This is a genomic window from Type-A symbiont of Plautia stali, from assembly GCF_059731155.1.
On record NZ_AP035891.1, the window covers coordinates 2,454,686 to 2,469,183 of the forward strand.

Consider the following 14,498-nt stretch of genomic DNA (forward strand, 5'->3'; position numbering starts at 1 on the left):
TTTCGCGTAGGGCATGTAGTTTAATTAACAAAAAAATGCTTAGCCGATAAGCAGTTACTCAACCTGTATTTTACCGGCAATTTTGATGACCGGCTGAACCGATTAAGTAAACTTTTTTCTTATGACGCTGCCCGCCGCCTGCATCTGCGACTGACAGCGGGCCCTTAGTGCGCCTGATCCCAGTTATCGCCCGTACCCACTTCAACCTGCAGCGGTACATCCAGCTTCATGCTGTTCTCCATCAGTTCGCGGATCGTCTGGCTGGCGCCTGCGACGGCATCTTTGTGGATCTCAAATACCAGTTCATCGTGTACCTGCATGATCATTTTCACCTCGTCACTGTTCTGCTGCAGCAGCCAGCCGTCAACGGCGATCATGGCACGTTTGATGATGTCCGCCGCGGTGCCCTGCATCGGTGCGTTGATCGCCGCACGTTCGGCGGCTTTACGGCGAATGGCATTGCTGGAGTTGATGTCCGGCAGCCACAGACGACGACCATCAAGCGTCTCGACGTACCCCTTATCCGCGGCTTGCGCGCGCGTCGCTTCCATATAACGCAGCACGCCCGGATAGCGCTCAAAGTAGAGATCCATGTACTTCTTCGCTTCGCCGGCACCAATATTCAGCTGACGCGACAAACCAAATGCGCTCATGCCATAAATCAGTCCGAAGTTGATTGCTTTCGCACTGCGGCGCTGCTCACCGGAAACCTTGCTTAGCGCCACACCAAACACTTCAGACGCCGTGGCGCGGTGGATATCCTCTCCCTGCGCAAACGCATCCAGCAGGCCTTTGTCCTGCGACAGGTGCGCCATGATTCGCAGCTCAATCTGCGAATAGTCGGCGGCCACGATGCGCTTATCCGCGCCCGCGATAAACGCCTGACGAATGCGCCGTCCCTCTTCGTTGCGCACCGGAATGTTTTGCAGGTTCGGGTCGTTCGAGGAGAGTCGTCCGGTGGCCGTCACCGCCTGGTGATAAGAGGTGTGTACCCGGCCGGTGATCGGATTGATCATCTGCGGCAGCTTATCGGTGTAAGTGGATTTCAGCTTCGACAGGCCGCGATGCGCAAGAATCACTTTCGGCAGCGGATAGTCGAGCGCCAGCTCAGCCAGCACTTTTTCACTGGTCGATGGCGCGCCGCCCGGCGTTTTCTTTGTCGGCTTAATCTCCTGCTTCTCAAACAGAATGGTTTGCAGCTGTTTGGTGGAGGAGAGGTTGAAAGGCTCGCCGGCCAGCTCGTGCGCCTTCTGCTCCAGCTCGGCCAGACGCGTGGTCAGCTCCTGCGAATGTTTCGCGAGGATGTTCTGATCGATCAGCACACCGTTGCGCTCTACGCGGGAAATGACCGTCACCAGCGGCATCTCAATCGCCTCGAATACCTGCTTCGGACCGGCTTCCTGCTCCAGCTTTGGCCACATCTGCAGATGCAGCTGCAGCGTGACGTCAGCGTCTTCTGCCGCATAGTGCGCCGCCTGCTCAAGAGCGATCTGATTGAAGGTGAGCTGATATTTACCTTTACCGGCGATTTCTTCGAAAGTGACGGTTTTGTGGTTAAGCCAGCGAGCCGCTAGGCTGTCCATATCATGCTTGCCGCCAACGCTGTTCAGGCAGTAAGACTCCAGCATCGTGTCGAATTTGATGCCGTTCAGCTCAATATCGTAATTTTTCAGTACGCCACGATCGTACTTCAGATTCTGCCCGACCTTCGCTGCTTTACTGTCCTCCAGCAGCGGTTTCAGCTGCTTCAGCACCGCGGCGCGATCCAGCTGCGGTGGTGCGTCAAGATAGTCATGCGCCACCGGCAGGTAAGCGGCCTTGCCCGGTGCCACGGCGAAGGCAATGCCGACAATATTGGCGCTCAGGGTATCCAGCGAATCGGTTTCCAGATCAAAAGCAAACACGTCGGCGCTTTGCAGTTTTTTCAGCCAGTCGGCAAAGGTCGCCTCGTCGAGGATGGTGACATAGCCGTCGGATGACAGCACGCTGACCGTTTCCGCTGCGGCCACGGCGGGTTCATCAAGCAGCGATTTCTGCGCCTGGCTATTGCTCTTTTTACCCTGCAGCCATTTTCCTTCCTGCAGATCGGCAAGCCAGCGTTTGAATTCATAGCGGCTGAACAGCGTCTGCAATGCTTCAACATCAGGCTCGTTAACCGTCAGCTGCTCGCAGGCCAGCTCCAGTTCCACATCGGTTTTGATGGTCGCCAGCTGGTAGGAGAGAAACGCCACATCGCGATTCTGCTCCAGCTTCGCCGCCATGGTTTTTGCCCCACGGAAGGAGAGATCGGCCACTTTATCAAGGTTGTCGTAGATGGATCGCATGCCGCCCAGTCCCTGCAGCAGCGCCTGTGTGGTTTTCTCGCCCACGCCCGGTACGCCCGGGATGTTGTCCGAGCTGTCGCCCATCATGGCGAGGAAATCGATAATCAGCGAAGGCGGCACTCCGTATTTCTGTTCGACTTCTTCCGGCCCGAGCACGGTGTTGGTCATGGTATTGATCAGGGTAATGCCCGGCGTCACCAGCTGCGCCATGTCTTTATCGCCGGTGCTGATCAGCACCGCACGCCCCTGCTTTTCCGCTTCCAGCGCCAGCGTGCCAATCACGTCATCGGCTTCCACGCCGGACACCGCCAGCAGCGGCAGCCCCATGGCTTTTACCATCTCGTGCAGCGGCGCGATTTGCGCGCGTAAATCGTCCGGCATCGGTGGACGATGCGATTTATAATTTTCAAACAGCTCATCGCGGAACGTTTTGCCTTTGGCATCGAAGACCACAGCCACATGGCTGGGTTGATACTGCATCAGCAGGCTTTTCAGCATGTTGAGCACACCATACATGGCGCCGGTTGGCTCACCCGCACTGTTGGTCAGCGGCGGAAAGGCATGATATGCACGGTAGAGGTAGGAAGAGCCATCTACCAGAATCAGGGGATTTTCTGCAATTTGCGCCATAGGTTTGTATTTTCTTCGTTGCGATAATCAGGGTTATAAGGATGCCACAACCAGCGAACAATGTTGAAGTAACAGCAGAAAGTGAGGATCTTTTTCGCGGTTACGCGGCGGGGATCGCAAGGAGCATCTTGTGGATAACTTTGTGCGTAAAATTCATAACGTATTGTTTTTTACGTTAATTGCAATCATTTTACGATTAAAATACCCTTATAATCAGTAACTTATAATCTTGCCGTAATACGAAACACCTTTTTAAAAAGGCGATCGTCTATGTGGATATGAAGCGAAAGGGTAATCAAAAAACGCTGCCGGTGAGGGATGAACGGCTCAGTGAATTAAGGATGTGGTGTGGGTTGGTTTCACTGTAGCGGCGGGTGATAACCGCGCCGCTACAGCATAAGCTATCGCGTTCTCAGCGCTTAATTACTTTTTCTCAACCAGGAATTTCACGACGTTGGCATAATCCGCCACGAAGTTATCCGTTGAGCTGGTGTCCAGGCCGCCGTTGTTAACCATGTATTTGCCGTTAACGAAAATCGCCGGTACGCCCTGCAGATTAACATCCGAAGCCGCTTTCTGCTGCTGTGCAACCAGCGCCTTCACGGCGAAGCTGTTCCACGCTGCATCGTAATCTTCAGAGGTGATATCCACTGCTTTAATGAAGGTTTCTTTCAGGTTGGCTGCGTCGGTAATGGTCTGGGTCTTCTGGATGCCGTCGAAAATGGGTGCAGTCACTTTATCTTCCACACCCAGCGCCATTGCCACTGCCCACGCATGCGTGACCACCGGACCGAAGTCGCCGCCGAGGAAATCAACGTGATATTTGGTCACTTTGGTATCCGCTGGCAGATTCTTTCTCACCGCATCGCTGACGTGGTAAATGCGTTCAAACTGGTAGCAGTGCGGGCAGAAGAAGGAGAAGAACTCCATGACCTGCGGCTCACTGGCGACCGTTTTTGGCAGCGTAACGTACTGTTTGCCGTGGTTGAACTGTGCCGCTGAGGCGCTAAATGCCAGCATCAAACCTACCAGCGCAAACCAAATCTTTTTCATCGTGAGAACATCTCCTGAGTACTCCATTAAAATTGCGTGCTAAGCTGTAACGGCGTTTCGTGTAACAGCCTTTCCTGCTCGATAAATAGTGCAATCTGCCGGCGCCAGAAGTCCTCATCGGTCATCCAGGGGAAGGCGCGCGGAAAAGCGGGATCCTGCCAGCGGCGTACCACCCAGGCCAGATAATAAACCATGCGCATGGCGCGTAAAGACTCAATCAGTGTCAATTCGTGTAAATCGAAATCACCAAATTCGTTATACGCTTCCAGCAAAATATCCCACTGGATCAATTGCTCCTGACGGCTGCCGTTCACCAGCATCCACAAATCCTGCATTGCCGGACCGGTGCGCGCGTCATCGAGATCGACAAACATCGGCCCATCGCGCCATAGAATATTGCCGGGATGGCAGTCACCGTGCAGCCGAAGCGGTTGCCACTGGCTATGCCAGCTCTGCTGCAGCGTGGCGCTGAGTTTATCTAACGCATTCAGTAGCGCATCCTTCAGCGAAGCGGGCACCAGCGCGCTCTGTTCCAGCTGCAGACGTGGCTCAACCACATACTCCTGCAGGCCCAAGGTGGGCCGCTGGCGGAACGGGCTGTGGCGTCCGGTTTGATGAATACGGCCAAGGAAACGACCCACCCACTCCATCTGCTCTTCATTGTCGGTTTCATACTGCCGGCCACCGAGGCTGGGGAACACCGCGAACATAAAGCCAGCGTGCTGATTGAGCGTATTGCCCTGCAGCGCCAGCGGCGCGGCAACCGGCACTTCATCGTCCAGCAGATCCTGAGCAAACCGATGCTCTTCAGCGATCTGCGCGGCGCTCCAGCGTTGCGGACGATAGAACTTAGCGACATAGCGTCGCTTATCCTCATCGCTGAACTGATAGACGCGGTTTTCGTAGCTGTTCAGGGCGGTTAAGCCGGACTCGCCCCGCAGACCGACATCCCAGAGCGCATCGAGGATGACGCCGGGATTCAGCGTCTGAAAATTAAAAGCGGCTTCGCTCATCATTGTGCCTGTGTGTTACCTGTGCGTTGAACGCGCAAGGATAACACTACTCATCATCCTTGATCACACCGCGCGCACGTAATAGCGCGCTTTTGAAGTCCACTTCATAATCTTTCTTCAGACCCGGGATTACAGCCTAGCTACCGGCATCACGCATTTTGAGATGTTAAATCAATACGTCATCGCTTAATTCACTTAATGGGCCACTGAAACCTGATTCCTGCGCTAGTTTTTGTAAAAATGCCAGCAGGTTGAGATCGGGTTCTTGCTGCCAGGCAGGCTGCAGCAATTCGAGCAGTTCATTGAGTCGGTGATATTTCATCATTGATTCCTTTGCGCAGGTGGTTCGCTACTGCGAGTTAAGTATCGTCCAGAATAAACAGGGAGACGAAGATGACCGCATTTACCGGTGTGATCCTCGCAGGCGGGCAAGGCAGCCGTATGGGAGGTCAGGATAAGGGCTTGCTGCCATTACAGGGCAAACCGCTTTATCAGCACGTTCTGCAGCGATTACAGCCGCAGGTCAATATTGTGTTGATTAGCGCCAACCGTAACATTGATCGTTATCAGGCAAGTGGTTGTCAGGTGATTCGTGATTCGTTGCCTGATTATCCCGGTCCGCTGGCAGGAATGCTCAGTGGTCTGCGGCACAGCCAGACCGAATGGGTGGCGTTTTGCGCCTGCGATACGCCATGGCTACCACAGGATTTTGTTGCACGACTGTGGCAGCAGCGTGGTGCAGCCGCCGCCGTGTGGGTGACATCGGGTCAGAGTGATCATCCGGCGCTGGCACTGGTGCATCGTGCGCTGGCAGATGATCTGGAAGCGTGGCTGCTGCGCGGAGAACGCCGTCTGATGCAGTTTATGCGTGAGCATGGCGGACACGGCGTACTGTTTGATGATGATGAAGTCGCCTTCCGCAATATCAATACGCCTGACGATTTGGTTAACGAGGAAAGTGCGTGATGAGTGTGCCGTTACTGGCGGTGGTGGGCTGGAGTGGCACCGGCAAAACCACCCTGTTACAACAGGTGATTCCGCTACTGAGAGCGCAGGGCATTCGCCCCGGGCTGATCAAGCATACCCATCATCAGATGGATATCGATACGCCGGGAAAAGACAGTTATCTGCTGCGCAAAGCGGGAGCCGATCAGGTGGTCGTCGCCAGCGAGCAACGCTGGGCGTTAATGTGCGAAACACCGCAACAGCCGCTTAGTTTAGCGGAGCTGGCAGGTCGTATGGACGCTGCAACGCTGCATCTGGTGCTGGTTGAGGGGTTTAAACAGGAACCCGTACCCAAGATGGTGCTATGGCGGCGCGGCGTTAAGGGGGAAATTGATGAATTGCTGGACGACTGGGTGATTGCCGTTGCGACGGATGAAGTAATCGCGTTAATCACCACGCAGCCGGCAAAATCCCCGAGGAACAGGACGTTACTGCCCTCGCCAAGCACCATAAACGGCTGATTATTTTGCTGGCTGGCGTGCCAGGCTGAGGAAATGGCTTCTGCGCTATCCGCAACAACAAGCTTTTCAGCCGCGATTGCAAGACCCAGTGTGTTGAACGCTTTCAGGGAAGTCTGAGGGCTGGACATGTTACGGCCTTTACTGATTAATCTGGCCGTAGTTTACCCGATTACACGGTTTTACAGTGGGGAGTTTTCGCGTTTTTAGCGGGAAATTTGCTGAAGTACAGACGTAAAAAAGCCCCGAACGAAGGTTCGGGGCTTCTTTACTTGTTTGATGCCTGGCAGTTCCCTACTCTCGCATGGGGAGGCCCCACACTACCATCGGCGCTACGGCGTTTCACTTCTGAGTTCGGCATGGGGTCAGGTGGGACCACCGCGCTGTTGCCGCCAGGCAAATTCTGGTGCTCGAAACGAATATTTTTCACTGATGCTGCGTTGCCTCAGCGCAAAATCTTTCGTTTCCGCTAATTTTATCCGTCACAAACTGAAAATTCTTTCTGTCTCTCAGCTTAAAACGCCTCTGGCGTTGTAAGGTTAAGCCTCACGGGTCATTAGTACCGGTTAGCTCAACGCATCGCTGCGCTTACACACCCGGCCTATCAACGTCGTCGTCTTCAACGTCCCTTCAGGACCCTCAAGGGGTCAGGGAGAACTCATCTCGGGGCAAGTTTCGTGCTTAGATGCTTTCAGCACTTATCTCTTCCGCACTTAGCTACCGGGCAGTGCCATTGGCATGACAACCCGAACACCAGCGGTGCGTTCACTCCGGTCCTCTCGTACTAGGAGCAACCCCCCTCAATTCTCCAGCGCCCACGGCAGATAGGGACCGAACTGTCTCACGACGTTCTAAACCCAGCTCGCGTACCACTTTAAACGGCGAACAGCCGTACCCTTGGGACCTACTTCAGCCCCAGGATGTGATGAGCCGACATCGAGGTGCCAAACACCGCCGTCGATATGAACTCTTGGGCGGTATCAGCCTGTTATCCCCGGAGTACCTTTTATCCGTTGAGCGATGGCCCTTCCATTCAGAACCACCGGATCACTATGACCTGCTTTCGCACCTGCTCGAGCCGTCACTCTCGCAGTCAAGCTGGCTTATGCCATTGCACTAACCTCCTGATGTCCGACCAGGATTAGCCAACCTTCGTGCTCCTCCGTTACGCTTTGGGAGGAGACCGCCCCAGTCAAACTACCCACCAGACACTGTCCGCAGCCCGGATTACGGGCCTACGTTAGAACATCAAACATTAAAGGGTGGTATTTCAAGGTTGGCTCCACGCAGACTGGCGTCCGCGCTTCAAAGCCTCCCACCTATCCTACACATCAAGGCTCAATGTTCAGTGTCAAGCTATAGTAAAGGTTCACGGGGTCTTTCCGTCTTGCCGCGGGTACACTGCATCTTCACAGCGATTTCAATTTCACTGAGTCTCGGGTGGAGACAGCCTGGCCATCATTACGCCATTCGTGCAGGTCGGAACTTACCCGACAAGGAATTTCGCTACCTTAGGACCGTTATAGTTACGGCCGCCGTTTACCGGGGCTTCGATCAAGAGCTTCTCCTTGCGGATAACCCCATCAATTAACCTTCCGGCACCGGGCAGGCGTCACACCGTATACGTCCACTTTCGTGTTTGCACAGTGCTGTGTTTTTAATAAACAGTTGCAGCCAGCTGGTATCTTCGACTGGCCTCGGCTCCGGGAGCAAGTCCCTTCACCTACGCGCCAGCGTGCCTTCTCCCGAAGTTACGGCACCATTTTGCCTAGTTCCTTCACCCGAGTTCTCTCAAGCGCCTTGGTATTCTCTACCTGACCACCTGTGTCGGTTTGGGGTACGATTTCGTGTTACCTGGAGCTTAGAGGCTTTTCCTGGAAGCAGGGCATCAGTTACTTCACCGCCGTAGCGGCTTGTCGTCACGCCTCAGTGTTAAAGAAGACCGGATTTGCCTGGTCTTCACACCTGCCCGCTTAAACCGGGACAACCGTCGCCCGGATAACCTAGCCTTCTCCGTCCCCCCTTCGCAGTAACACCAAGTACAGGAATATTAACCTGTTTCCCATCAACTACGCTTTTCAGCCTCGCCTTAGGGGTCGACTCACCCTGCCCCGATTAACGTTGGACAGGAACCCTTGGTCTTCCGGCGAGCGGGCTTTTCACCCGCTTTATCGTTACTTATGTCAGCATTCGCACTTCTGATACCTCCAGCGTGCCTCACAGCACACCTTCAGCGGCTTACAGAACGCTCCCCTACCCAACAACGCATAAGCGTCGCTGCCGCAGCTTCGGTGCATGGTTTAGCCCCGTTACATCTTCCGCGCAGGCCGACTCGACCAGTGAGCTATTACGCTTTCTTTAAATGATGGCTGCTTCTAAGCCAACATCCTGGCTGTCTTTGCCTTCCCACATCGTTTCCCACTTAACCATGACTTTGGGACCTTAGCTGGCGGTCTGGGTTGTTTCCCTCTTCACGACGGACGTTAGCACCCGCCGTGTGTCTCCCGTGATAACATTCTCCGGTATTCGCAGTTTGCATCGGCTTGGTAAGCCGGGATGGCCCCCTAGCCGAAACAGTGCTCTACCCCCGGAGATGAGTTCACGAGGCGCTACCTAAATAGCTTTCGGGGAGAACCAGCTATCTCCCGGTTTGATTGGCCTTTCACCCCCAGCCACAAGTCATCCGCTAATTTTTCAACATTAGTCGGTTCGGTCCTCCAGTTAGTGTTACCCAACCTTCAACCTGCCCATGGCTAGATCACCGGGTTTCGGGTCTATACCCTGCAACTTAACGCCCAATTAAGACTCGGTTTCCCTTCGGCTCCCCTATGCGGTTAACCTTGCTACAGAATATAAGTCGCTGACCCATTATACAAAAGGTACGCAGTCACCTAACAAGTAGGCTTCCACTGCTTGTACGTACACGGTTTCAGGTTCTGTTTCACTCCCCTCGCCGGGGTTCTTTTCGCCTTTCCCTCACGGTACTTGTTCACTATCGGTCAGTCAGGAGTATTTAGCCTTGGAGGATGGTCCCCCCATGTTCAGACAGGATACCACGTGTCCCGCCCTACTCGTCGGACTCACAACTTATGCATCTTCGTGTACGGGGCTGTCACCCGGTATCGCGCGACTTTCCAGACGCTTCCACTGATGCACAAGCTGATTCAGGTCCTGGGCTGCTCCCCGTTCGCTCGCCGCTACTGGGGGAATCTCGGTTGATTTTTTTTCCTCGGGGTACTTAGATGTTTCAGTTCCCCCGGTTCGCCTCGTTAACCTATGTATTCAGTTAACGATAATGCACAAGTGCATTGGGTTTCCCCATTCGGACATCGACGGCTGTAGCGGTTCATAATCACCTTACCGTCGCTTTTCGCAGATTAGCACGTCCTTCATCGCCTCTGACTGCCAGGGCATCCACCGTGTACGCTTAGTCGCTTAACCTCACAACCCACAGGCGTTTATCTGTCTGCCATAACGGCATCACAGTTGCTTGTAAGCTGTAAGCTTTTGAGAGACTCGAACGCATCGCCACTTCATTCTTATTACGGAGAATGAACGCGACGCGTCGTTTCAAATTTTCAGCTTGTTCCTGATTGTTAAAGAGCAAATACTTCGCAGCACACCGTCGCCGGTATACTCTGAATTAAGTTTCAGTACTGTAATAGTGGAGCTAAGCGGGATCGAACCGCTGACCTCCTGCGTGCAAGGCAGGCGCTCTCCCAGCTGAGCTATAGCCCCATACAGTCACTGCAGAGACCATCTACATCCACTCACCAGGAGTCACGTTTCTAGCACGGGAAATGTGATTTCATCTCAGGCAAGGCATGTTTTCGCGAAGCATAGTGAACTATGCGAGCCGGAAACATAACGCAGAATGAGAAGAAATCTGGTAGGCCTGAGTGGACTTGAACCACCGACCTCACCCTTATCAGGGGTGCGCTCTAACCACCTGAGCTACAAGCCTGTAGAGGTTTTTTCTGCTCGTTACTTTTCTATCAGACAATCTGTGTGAGCACTTCGCGGGAGGGTATCTTCAGGTAAGGAGGTGATCCAACCGCAGGTTCCCCTACGGTTACCTTGTTACGACTTCACCCCAGTCATGAATCACAAAGTGGTAAGCGCCCTCCCAAGGTTAAGCTACCTACTTCTTTTGCAACCCACTCCCATGGTGTGACGGGCGGTGTGTACAAGGCCCGGGAACGTATTCACCGTAGCATTCTGATCTACGATTACTAGCGATTCCGACTTCATGGAGTCGAGTTGCAGACTCCAATCCGGACTACGACGCACTTTATGAGGTCCGCTTGCTCTCGCGAGGTCGCTTCTCTTTGTATGCACCATTGTAGCACGTGTGTAGCCCTGGCCGTAAGGGCCATGATGACTTGACGTCATCCCCACCTTCCTCCGGTTTATCACCGGCAGTCTCCTTTGAGTTCCCGGCCGAGCCGCTGGCAACAAAGGATAAGGGTTGCGCTCGTTGCGGGACTTAACCCAACATTTCACAACACGAGCTGACGACAGCCATGCAGCACCTGTCTCAGAGTTCCCGAAGGCACCAAAGCATCTCTGCTAAGTTCTCTGGATGTCAAGGCCAGGTAAGGTTCTTCGCGTTGCATCGAATTAAACCACATGCTCCACCGCTTGTGCGGGCCCCCGTCAATTCATTTGAGTTTTAACCTTGCGGCCGTACTCCCCAGGCGGTCGACTTAACGCGTTAGCTCCGGAAGTTACGCCTCAAGGGCACAACCTCCAAGTCGACATCGTTTACGGCGTGGACTACCAGGGTATCTAATCCTGTTTGCTCCCCACGCTTTCGCACCTGAGCGTCAGTCTTCGTCCAGGGGGCCGCCTTCGCCACCGGTATTCCTCCAGATCTCTACACATTTCACCGCTACACCTGGAATTCTACCCCCCTCTACGAGACTCAAGCCTGCCAGTTTCAAATGCAGTTCCCAGGTTAAGCCCGGGGATTTCACATCTGACTTAACAGACCGCCTGCGTGCGCTTTACGCCCAGTAATTCCGATTAACGCTTGCACCCTCCGTATTACCGCGGCTGCTGGCACGGAGTTAGCCGGTGCTTCTTCTGCGGGTAACGTCAATCGGCGAGGTTATTAACCTCACCGCCTTCCTCCCCGCTGAAAGTACTTTACAACCCGAAAGCCTTCTTCATACACGCGGCATGGCTGCATCAGGCTTGCGCCCATTGTGCAATATTCCTCACTGCTGCCTCCCGTAGGAGTCTGGACCGTGTCTCAGTTCCAGTGTGGCTGGTCATCCTCTCAGACCAGCTAGGGATCGTCGCCTAGGTGAGCCATTACCCCACCTACTAGCTAATCCCATCTGGGCACATCCGATGGTGTGAGGCCCGAAGGTCCCCCACTTTGGTCTCGCGACGTTATGCGGTATTAGCTACCGTTTCCAGTAGTTATCCCCCTCCATCGGGCAGTTTCCCAGACATTACTCACCCGTCCGCCACTCGCCACCCAAAGAGCAAGCTCTTCTGTGCTGCCGTTCGACTTGCATGTGTTAGGCCTGCCGCCAGCGTTCAATCTGAGCCATGATCAAACTCTTCAATTTAAAGTTTGATTTGCTGCAACCAGTGCAGCGATGCTCTGTGAATTAAACTTCGTAATGAATTACGTGTTCACTCAGCAAAGACTTGATATTTTTTAAAGCCCGCAGGCTTGCGATATCAATCCTGCGAGTGCCCACACAGATTGTCTGATAAATTGTTAAAGAGCGGTGCCGCGATTTCTCAAGCGGCGCGGGATGCGTATATTACGCTTTCCGTTTTCTCAGTCAAGCATTTATTTTTGCTTTTCTGAAGGTTGCCGTGAAGGGTCACCTCACTAACAGGGCGCTTCGTAAGCCGTTGTGCCGTGTCAGTGGAGGCGCATTATAGGGAGTTCTTTCGGGCTGACAAGGGCTAAATGCAAATTAATTTTCGAGTGCTGTTTTTTTCGGCGAAACCCCGTCAAATCGCCAGTTTTTCCAGCAGCGGAAAGCCATAACGCTGCAAAACCGGTGATAATTGCACCACTTCGTCATCCATACGCGTACAAAATGCCACATTCTGTCCGCTGGAGCGCACCTGAGGAGCTTCGTGCTCTAACAACCAGGCGGTGCGCCATGCTATGGCCGCGCCCGAATCCACCAGCCGGGTGCCGTCCGGCAACACCTGCTGCAGCTCTTCACGTAACAGCGGGAAATGGGTACAACCCAGCACCACGGTATCCGGCGGCTCTTTCATTCGCAGCCACGGTTGCACTGCGCGACGCACATCGTCCAGCGACACCGTTTCTCCGTGCAGTTTGGCTTCCACCAGTTCGACCAGTTCCGCCGAGCCCAGCATTTCGATTTTACATTCGCGCGCAAACTGCGCCACCAGTTCATGGGTGTAAGGCCGTTTCACCGTGCCGCGCGTGGCCAGCAGGCCGACCACGCCGTTACGCGTCAGACGGGCCGCTGGTTTAATAGCAGGCACGACGCCGACGACCGGGAATTCAAAGCGCTGACGCAACGCTGGCAGGGATACGGTACTGGCGGAGTTACAGGCGATGACCACTAACGCCAGCGGCACGCGCTGCACGATAGCATCCACCACCGCCACGACCCGCTCAACAATGTACTCTTCGCTTTTTTCACCGTAAGGGAAGCCGGCATTATCGAAGGCATAGAGATAGTGCAGGCCCGGCAGCAGTTGCCAGACCTCATCATAGACGGAGAGCCCACCGACGCCGGAGTCAAACACCAGCACGGTGGGACGCAGATCAGAAGCTGTAGCTGGCGCTGAGATAGTACTCCGTTCCTGGAGTTTGATAGCCATACACTGTCTCGTAGTCTTTATCGAACAGGTTGAAGTGTTCAACTAAAACTGGCCACCGCTTTAGAGTTTTTCCAGTATCGGTTTTCCGATTCGTTTGGGGGTAACCCACCGTTATAGTCATGCGGCCTTAGCGAGCTGTAATATCCGACGATATAGTCTGTGATCGCATGTGCAGCTTCGCTAAAGTTTATATAACCTGTCACTGGCACCCACTCGTTTTTCAGACTTCTGAAGAAGCGTTCCATCGGGCTGTTGTCCCAACAGTTTCCACGTCGGATCATACTCTGCCTGATCCGGCAACGCCACAGTAACTGCCTGCTTGTATAGTGGCTACCCTGGTCACTGTGGAACATCGCTCCGGCTGGTTTACCGCGAGTTTCCCACGCCATTTCCTGCGCTTTGATGGTCAGCCTGCTGTCCGGTGAGAATGACATTGCCCAGCCTACCGGTTTCCTTGCCAACAGATCGAGAACAACAGCGAGGTAAGCCCAACGCCTGCCTGTCCAGATGTACGTCACATCGCCGCACCACACCTGATTAGGCTCTGTCACTGCGAACTGTCGCTCAAGGCGATTCGGGATAACGATGTGTTCATGACCACCACGTTTATACCGGTGGGTAGCCTTTTTTAATATGTCGTTTTCCATTTCAATACGTTGTAGCTTTTTCTTCAGCTCGCGTATTTCAATCTGTTCCGGGGTTATAGGGGAGGCTTTAGGTATTTTGCCCTGTCGTTCATCCCGCAACTGTTTTCCCCATCGCGTCATGGTAGAAAGACCCACATCCATAGCATTGGCCGCAGCTGCAACGGTGTAGTTCTGATCAAGGACCAGTTGAGCGGCTTCGCGTTTAAACTCTGCGCTGAAATTTCTTTTTTTCATTATGGCACCTGTGTTGTTCTGAGGTAAGCATATCACCTCTGTTCAGGTGGCCAAATTTAGTGTGCCACTTCAGAAGTCGTAACAAGGTAACCGTAGGGGAACCTGCGGTTGGATCACCTCCTTACCTGAAGATACCCTCCCGCGAAGTGCTCACACAGATTGTCTGATGAAAAAGTAATGAGCAAAGCGTCTTACGAAAGAGACTTCAGTGTCCCCTTCGTCTAGAGGCCTAGGACACCGCCCTTTCACGGCGGCAACAGGGGTTCGAATCCCCTAGGGGACGCCACTTGCTGGTAATGAGTGAAA

The 14,498-nt window shown here is 53.9% G+C and carries 7 protein-coding genes, 3 tRNA genes, 3 rRNA genes and 2 pseudogenes; 3 read left to right on the forward strand and 12 right to left on the reverse strand.

Going from position 1 to position 14,498, the window contains the following annotated elements:
* Positions 1 to 164: 164 nt before the first annotated feature.
* From polA to AC6I8M_RS13115, 4 genes and pseudogenes are all read right to left on the reverse strand, one after another.
* Entirely contained in the window at positions 165 to 2,954 is a 2,790-nt protein-coding gene (gene polA / locus AC6I8M_RS13100) for a DNA polymerase I (protein ID WP_498013413.1), read from the reverse strand.
* 423 nt (positions 2,955 to 3,377) lie between these two features.
* Positions 3,378 to 4,007 (reverse strand): thiol:disulfide interchange protein DsbA, encoded by a 630-nt coding sequence (dsbA, locus tag AC6I8M_RS13105; RefSeq protein WP_010616800.1) that lies wholly within the window; start codon positions 4,005 to 4,007, stop codon positions 3,378 to 3,380.
* A 26-nt stretch (positions 4,008 to 4,033) separates the two neighbouring features.
* The gene (locus tag AC6I8M_RS13110; RefSeq protein WP_498013817.1) at positions 4,034 to 5,020 is read right to left on the reverse strand and encodes a serine/threonine protein kinase; all 987 of its coding nucleotides are present in this window, start codon (positions 5,018 to 5,020) and stop codon (positions 4,034 to 4,036) included.
* 46 nt (positions 5,021 to 5,066) lie between these two features.
* Positions 5,067 to 5,342 (reverse strand): annotated as a pseudogene (locus tag AC6I8M_RS13115) (YihD family protein).
* Positions 5,343 to 5,413: 71 nt separating this feature from the next.
* Here AC6I8M_RS13115 and mobA point away from each other — a divergent pair.
* The gene (gene mobA, locus AC6I8M_RS13120) at positions 5,414 to 5,986 is read left to right on the forward strand and encodes a molybdenum cofactor guanylyltransferase MobA (protein ID WP_010616797.1); all 573 of its coding nucleotides are present in this window, start codon (positions 5,414 to 5,416) and stop codon (positions 5,984 to 5,986) included.
* Entirely contained in the window at positions 5,986 to 6,486 is a 501-nt protein-coding gene (mobB, locus tag AC6I8M_RS13125) for a molybdopterin-guanine dinucleotide biosynthesis protein MobB (RefSeq protein WP_498013414.1), read from the forward strand. The genes mobA and mobB overlap by 1 nt, the downstream gene beginning before the upstream one ends.
* Here mobB and AC6I8M_RS13130 read toward each other — a convergent pair.
* The 8 genes and pseudogenes from AC6I8M_RS13130 to AC6I8M_RS13165 form a co-directional block, all read right to left on the reverse strand.
* Positions 6,405 to 6,614 (reverse strand): annotated as a pseudogene (locus AC6I8M_RS13130) (UDP-N-acetylmuramate dehydrogenase); the annotation flags it as partial. The gene mobB and the pseudogene AC6I8M_RS13130 sit on opposite strands and share 82 nt — an antisense overlap.
* 150 nt (positions 6,615 to 6,764) lie before the next feature.
* Positions 6,765 to 6,880, reverse strand: a 5S ribosomal RNA gene (gene rrf / locus AC6I8M_RS13135).
* A gap of 138 nt (positions 6,881 to 7,018) precedes the next feature.
* Positions 7,019 to 9,924: ribosomal RNA gene (locus AC6I8M_RS13140) — 23S ribosomal RNA — on the reverse strand.
* A gap of 224 nt (positions 9,925 to 10,148) precedes the next feature.
* Positions 10,149 to 10,221 (reverse strand) — tRNA-Ala (locus tag AC6I8M_RS13145).
* A 149-nt stretch (positions 10,222 to 10,370) separates the two neighbouring features.
* A tRNA-Ile gene (locus AC6I8M_RS13150) sits at positions 10,371 to 10,447 on the reverse strand.
* A gap of 74 nt (positions 10,448 to 10,521) precedes the next feature.
* Positions 10,522 to 12,062, reverse strand: a 16S ribosomal RNA gene (locus tag AC6I8M_RS13155).
* The 16S, 23S and 5S rRNA genes sit together here with 2 tRNA genes alongside, the layout of an rRNA operon.
* A gap of 397 nt (positions 12,063 to 12,459) precedes the next feature.
* A complete protein-coding gene (gene murI, locus AC6I8M_RS13160; protein WP_041387011.1) occupies positions 12,460 to 13,311 on the reverse strand; it encodes a glutamate racemase in 852 nt (283 codons plus the stop codon).
* A 38-nt stretch (positions 13,312 to 13,349) separates the two neighbouring features.
* Positions 13,350 to 14,192, reverse strand: a complete 843-nt coding sequence (locus AC6I8M_RS13165; RefSeq protein ID WP_022537112.1) for an IS3 family transposase — start codon at positions 14,190 to 14,192, stop codon at positions 13,350 to 13,352.
* Positions 14,193 to 14,402: 210 nt separating this feature from the next.
* Between AC6I8M_RS13165 and AC6I8M_RS13170 the strand changes: the two genes are divergently transcribed.
* A tRNA-Glu gene (locus tag AC6I8M_RS13170) sits at positions 14,403 to 14,478 on the forward strand.
* Positions 14,479 to 14,498: the final 20 nt, after the last annotated feature.

Bases quoted from the DNA above. Each gene is read 5' to 3' on its own strand.
- polA (WP_498013413.1), bottom strand. From the start codon at position 2,954: ATGGCGCAAATTGCAGAAAATCCCCTGATTCTGGTAGATGGCTCTTCC.
- dsbA (WP_010616800.1), bottom strand. From the start codon at position 4,007: ATGAAAAAGATTTGGTTTGCGCTGGTAGGTTTGATGCTGGCATTTAGC.
- AC6I8M_RS13110 (WP_498013817.1), bottom strand. From the start codon at position 5,020: ATGAGCGAAGCCGCTTTTAATTTTCAGACGCTGAATCCCGGCGTCATC.
- mobA (WP_010616797.1), top strand. From the start codon at position 5,414: ATGACCGCATTTACCGGTGTGATCCTCGCAGGCGGGCAAGGCAGCCGT.
- mobB (WP_498013414.1), top strand. From the start codon at position 5,986: ATGAGTGTGCCGTTACTGGCGGTGGTGGGCTGGAGTGGCACCGGCAAA.
- murI (WP_041387011.1), bottom strand. From the start codon at position 13,311: ATGGCTATCAAACTCCAGGAACGGAGTACTATCTCAGCGCCAGCTACA.
- AC6I8M_RS13165 (WP_022537112.1), bottom strand. From the start codon at position 14,192: ATGAAAAAAAGAAATTTCAGCGCAGAGTTTAAACGCGAAGCCGCTCAA.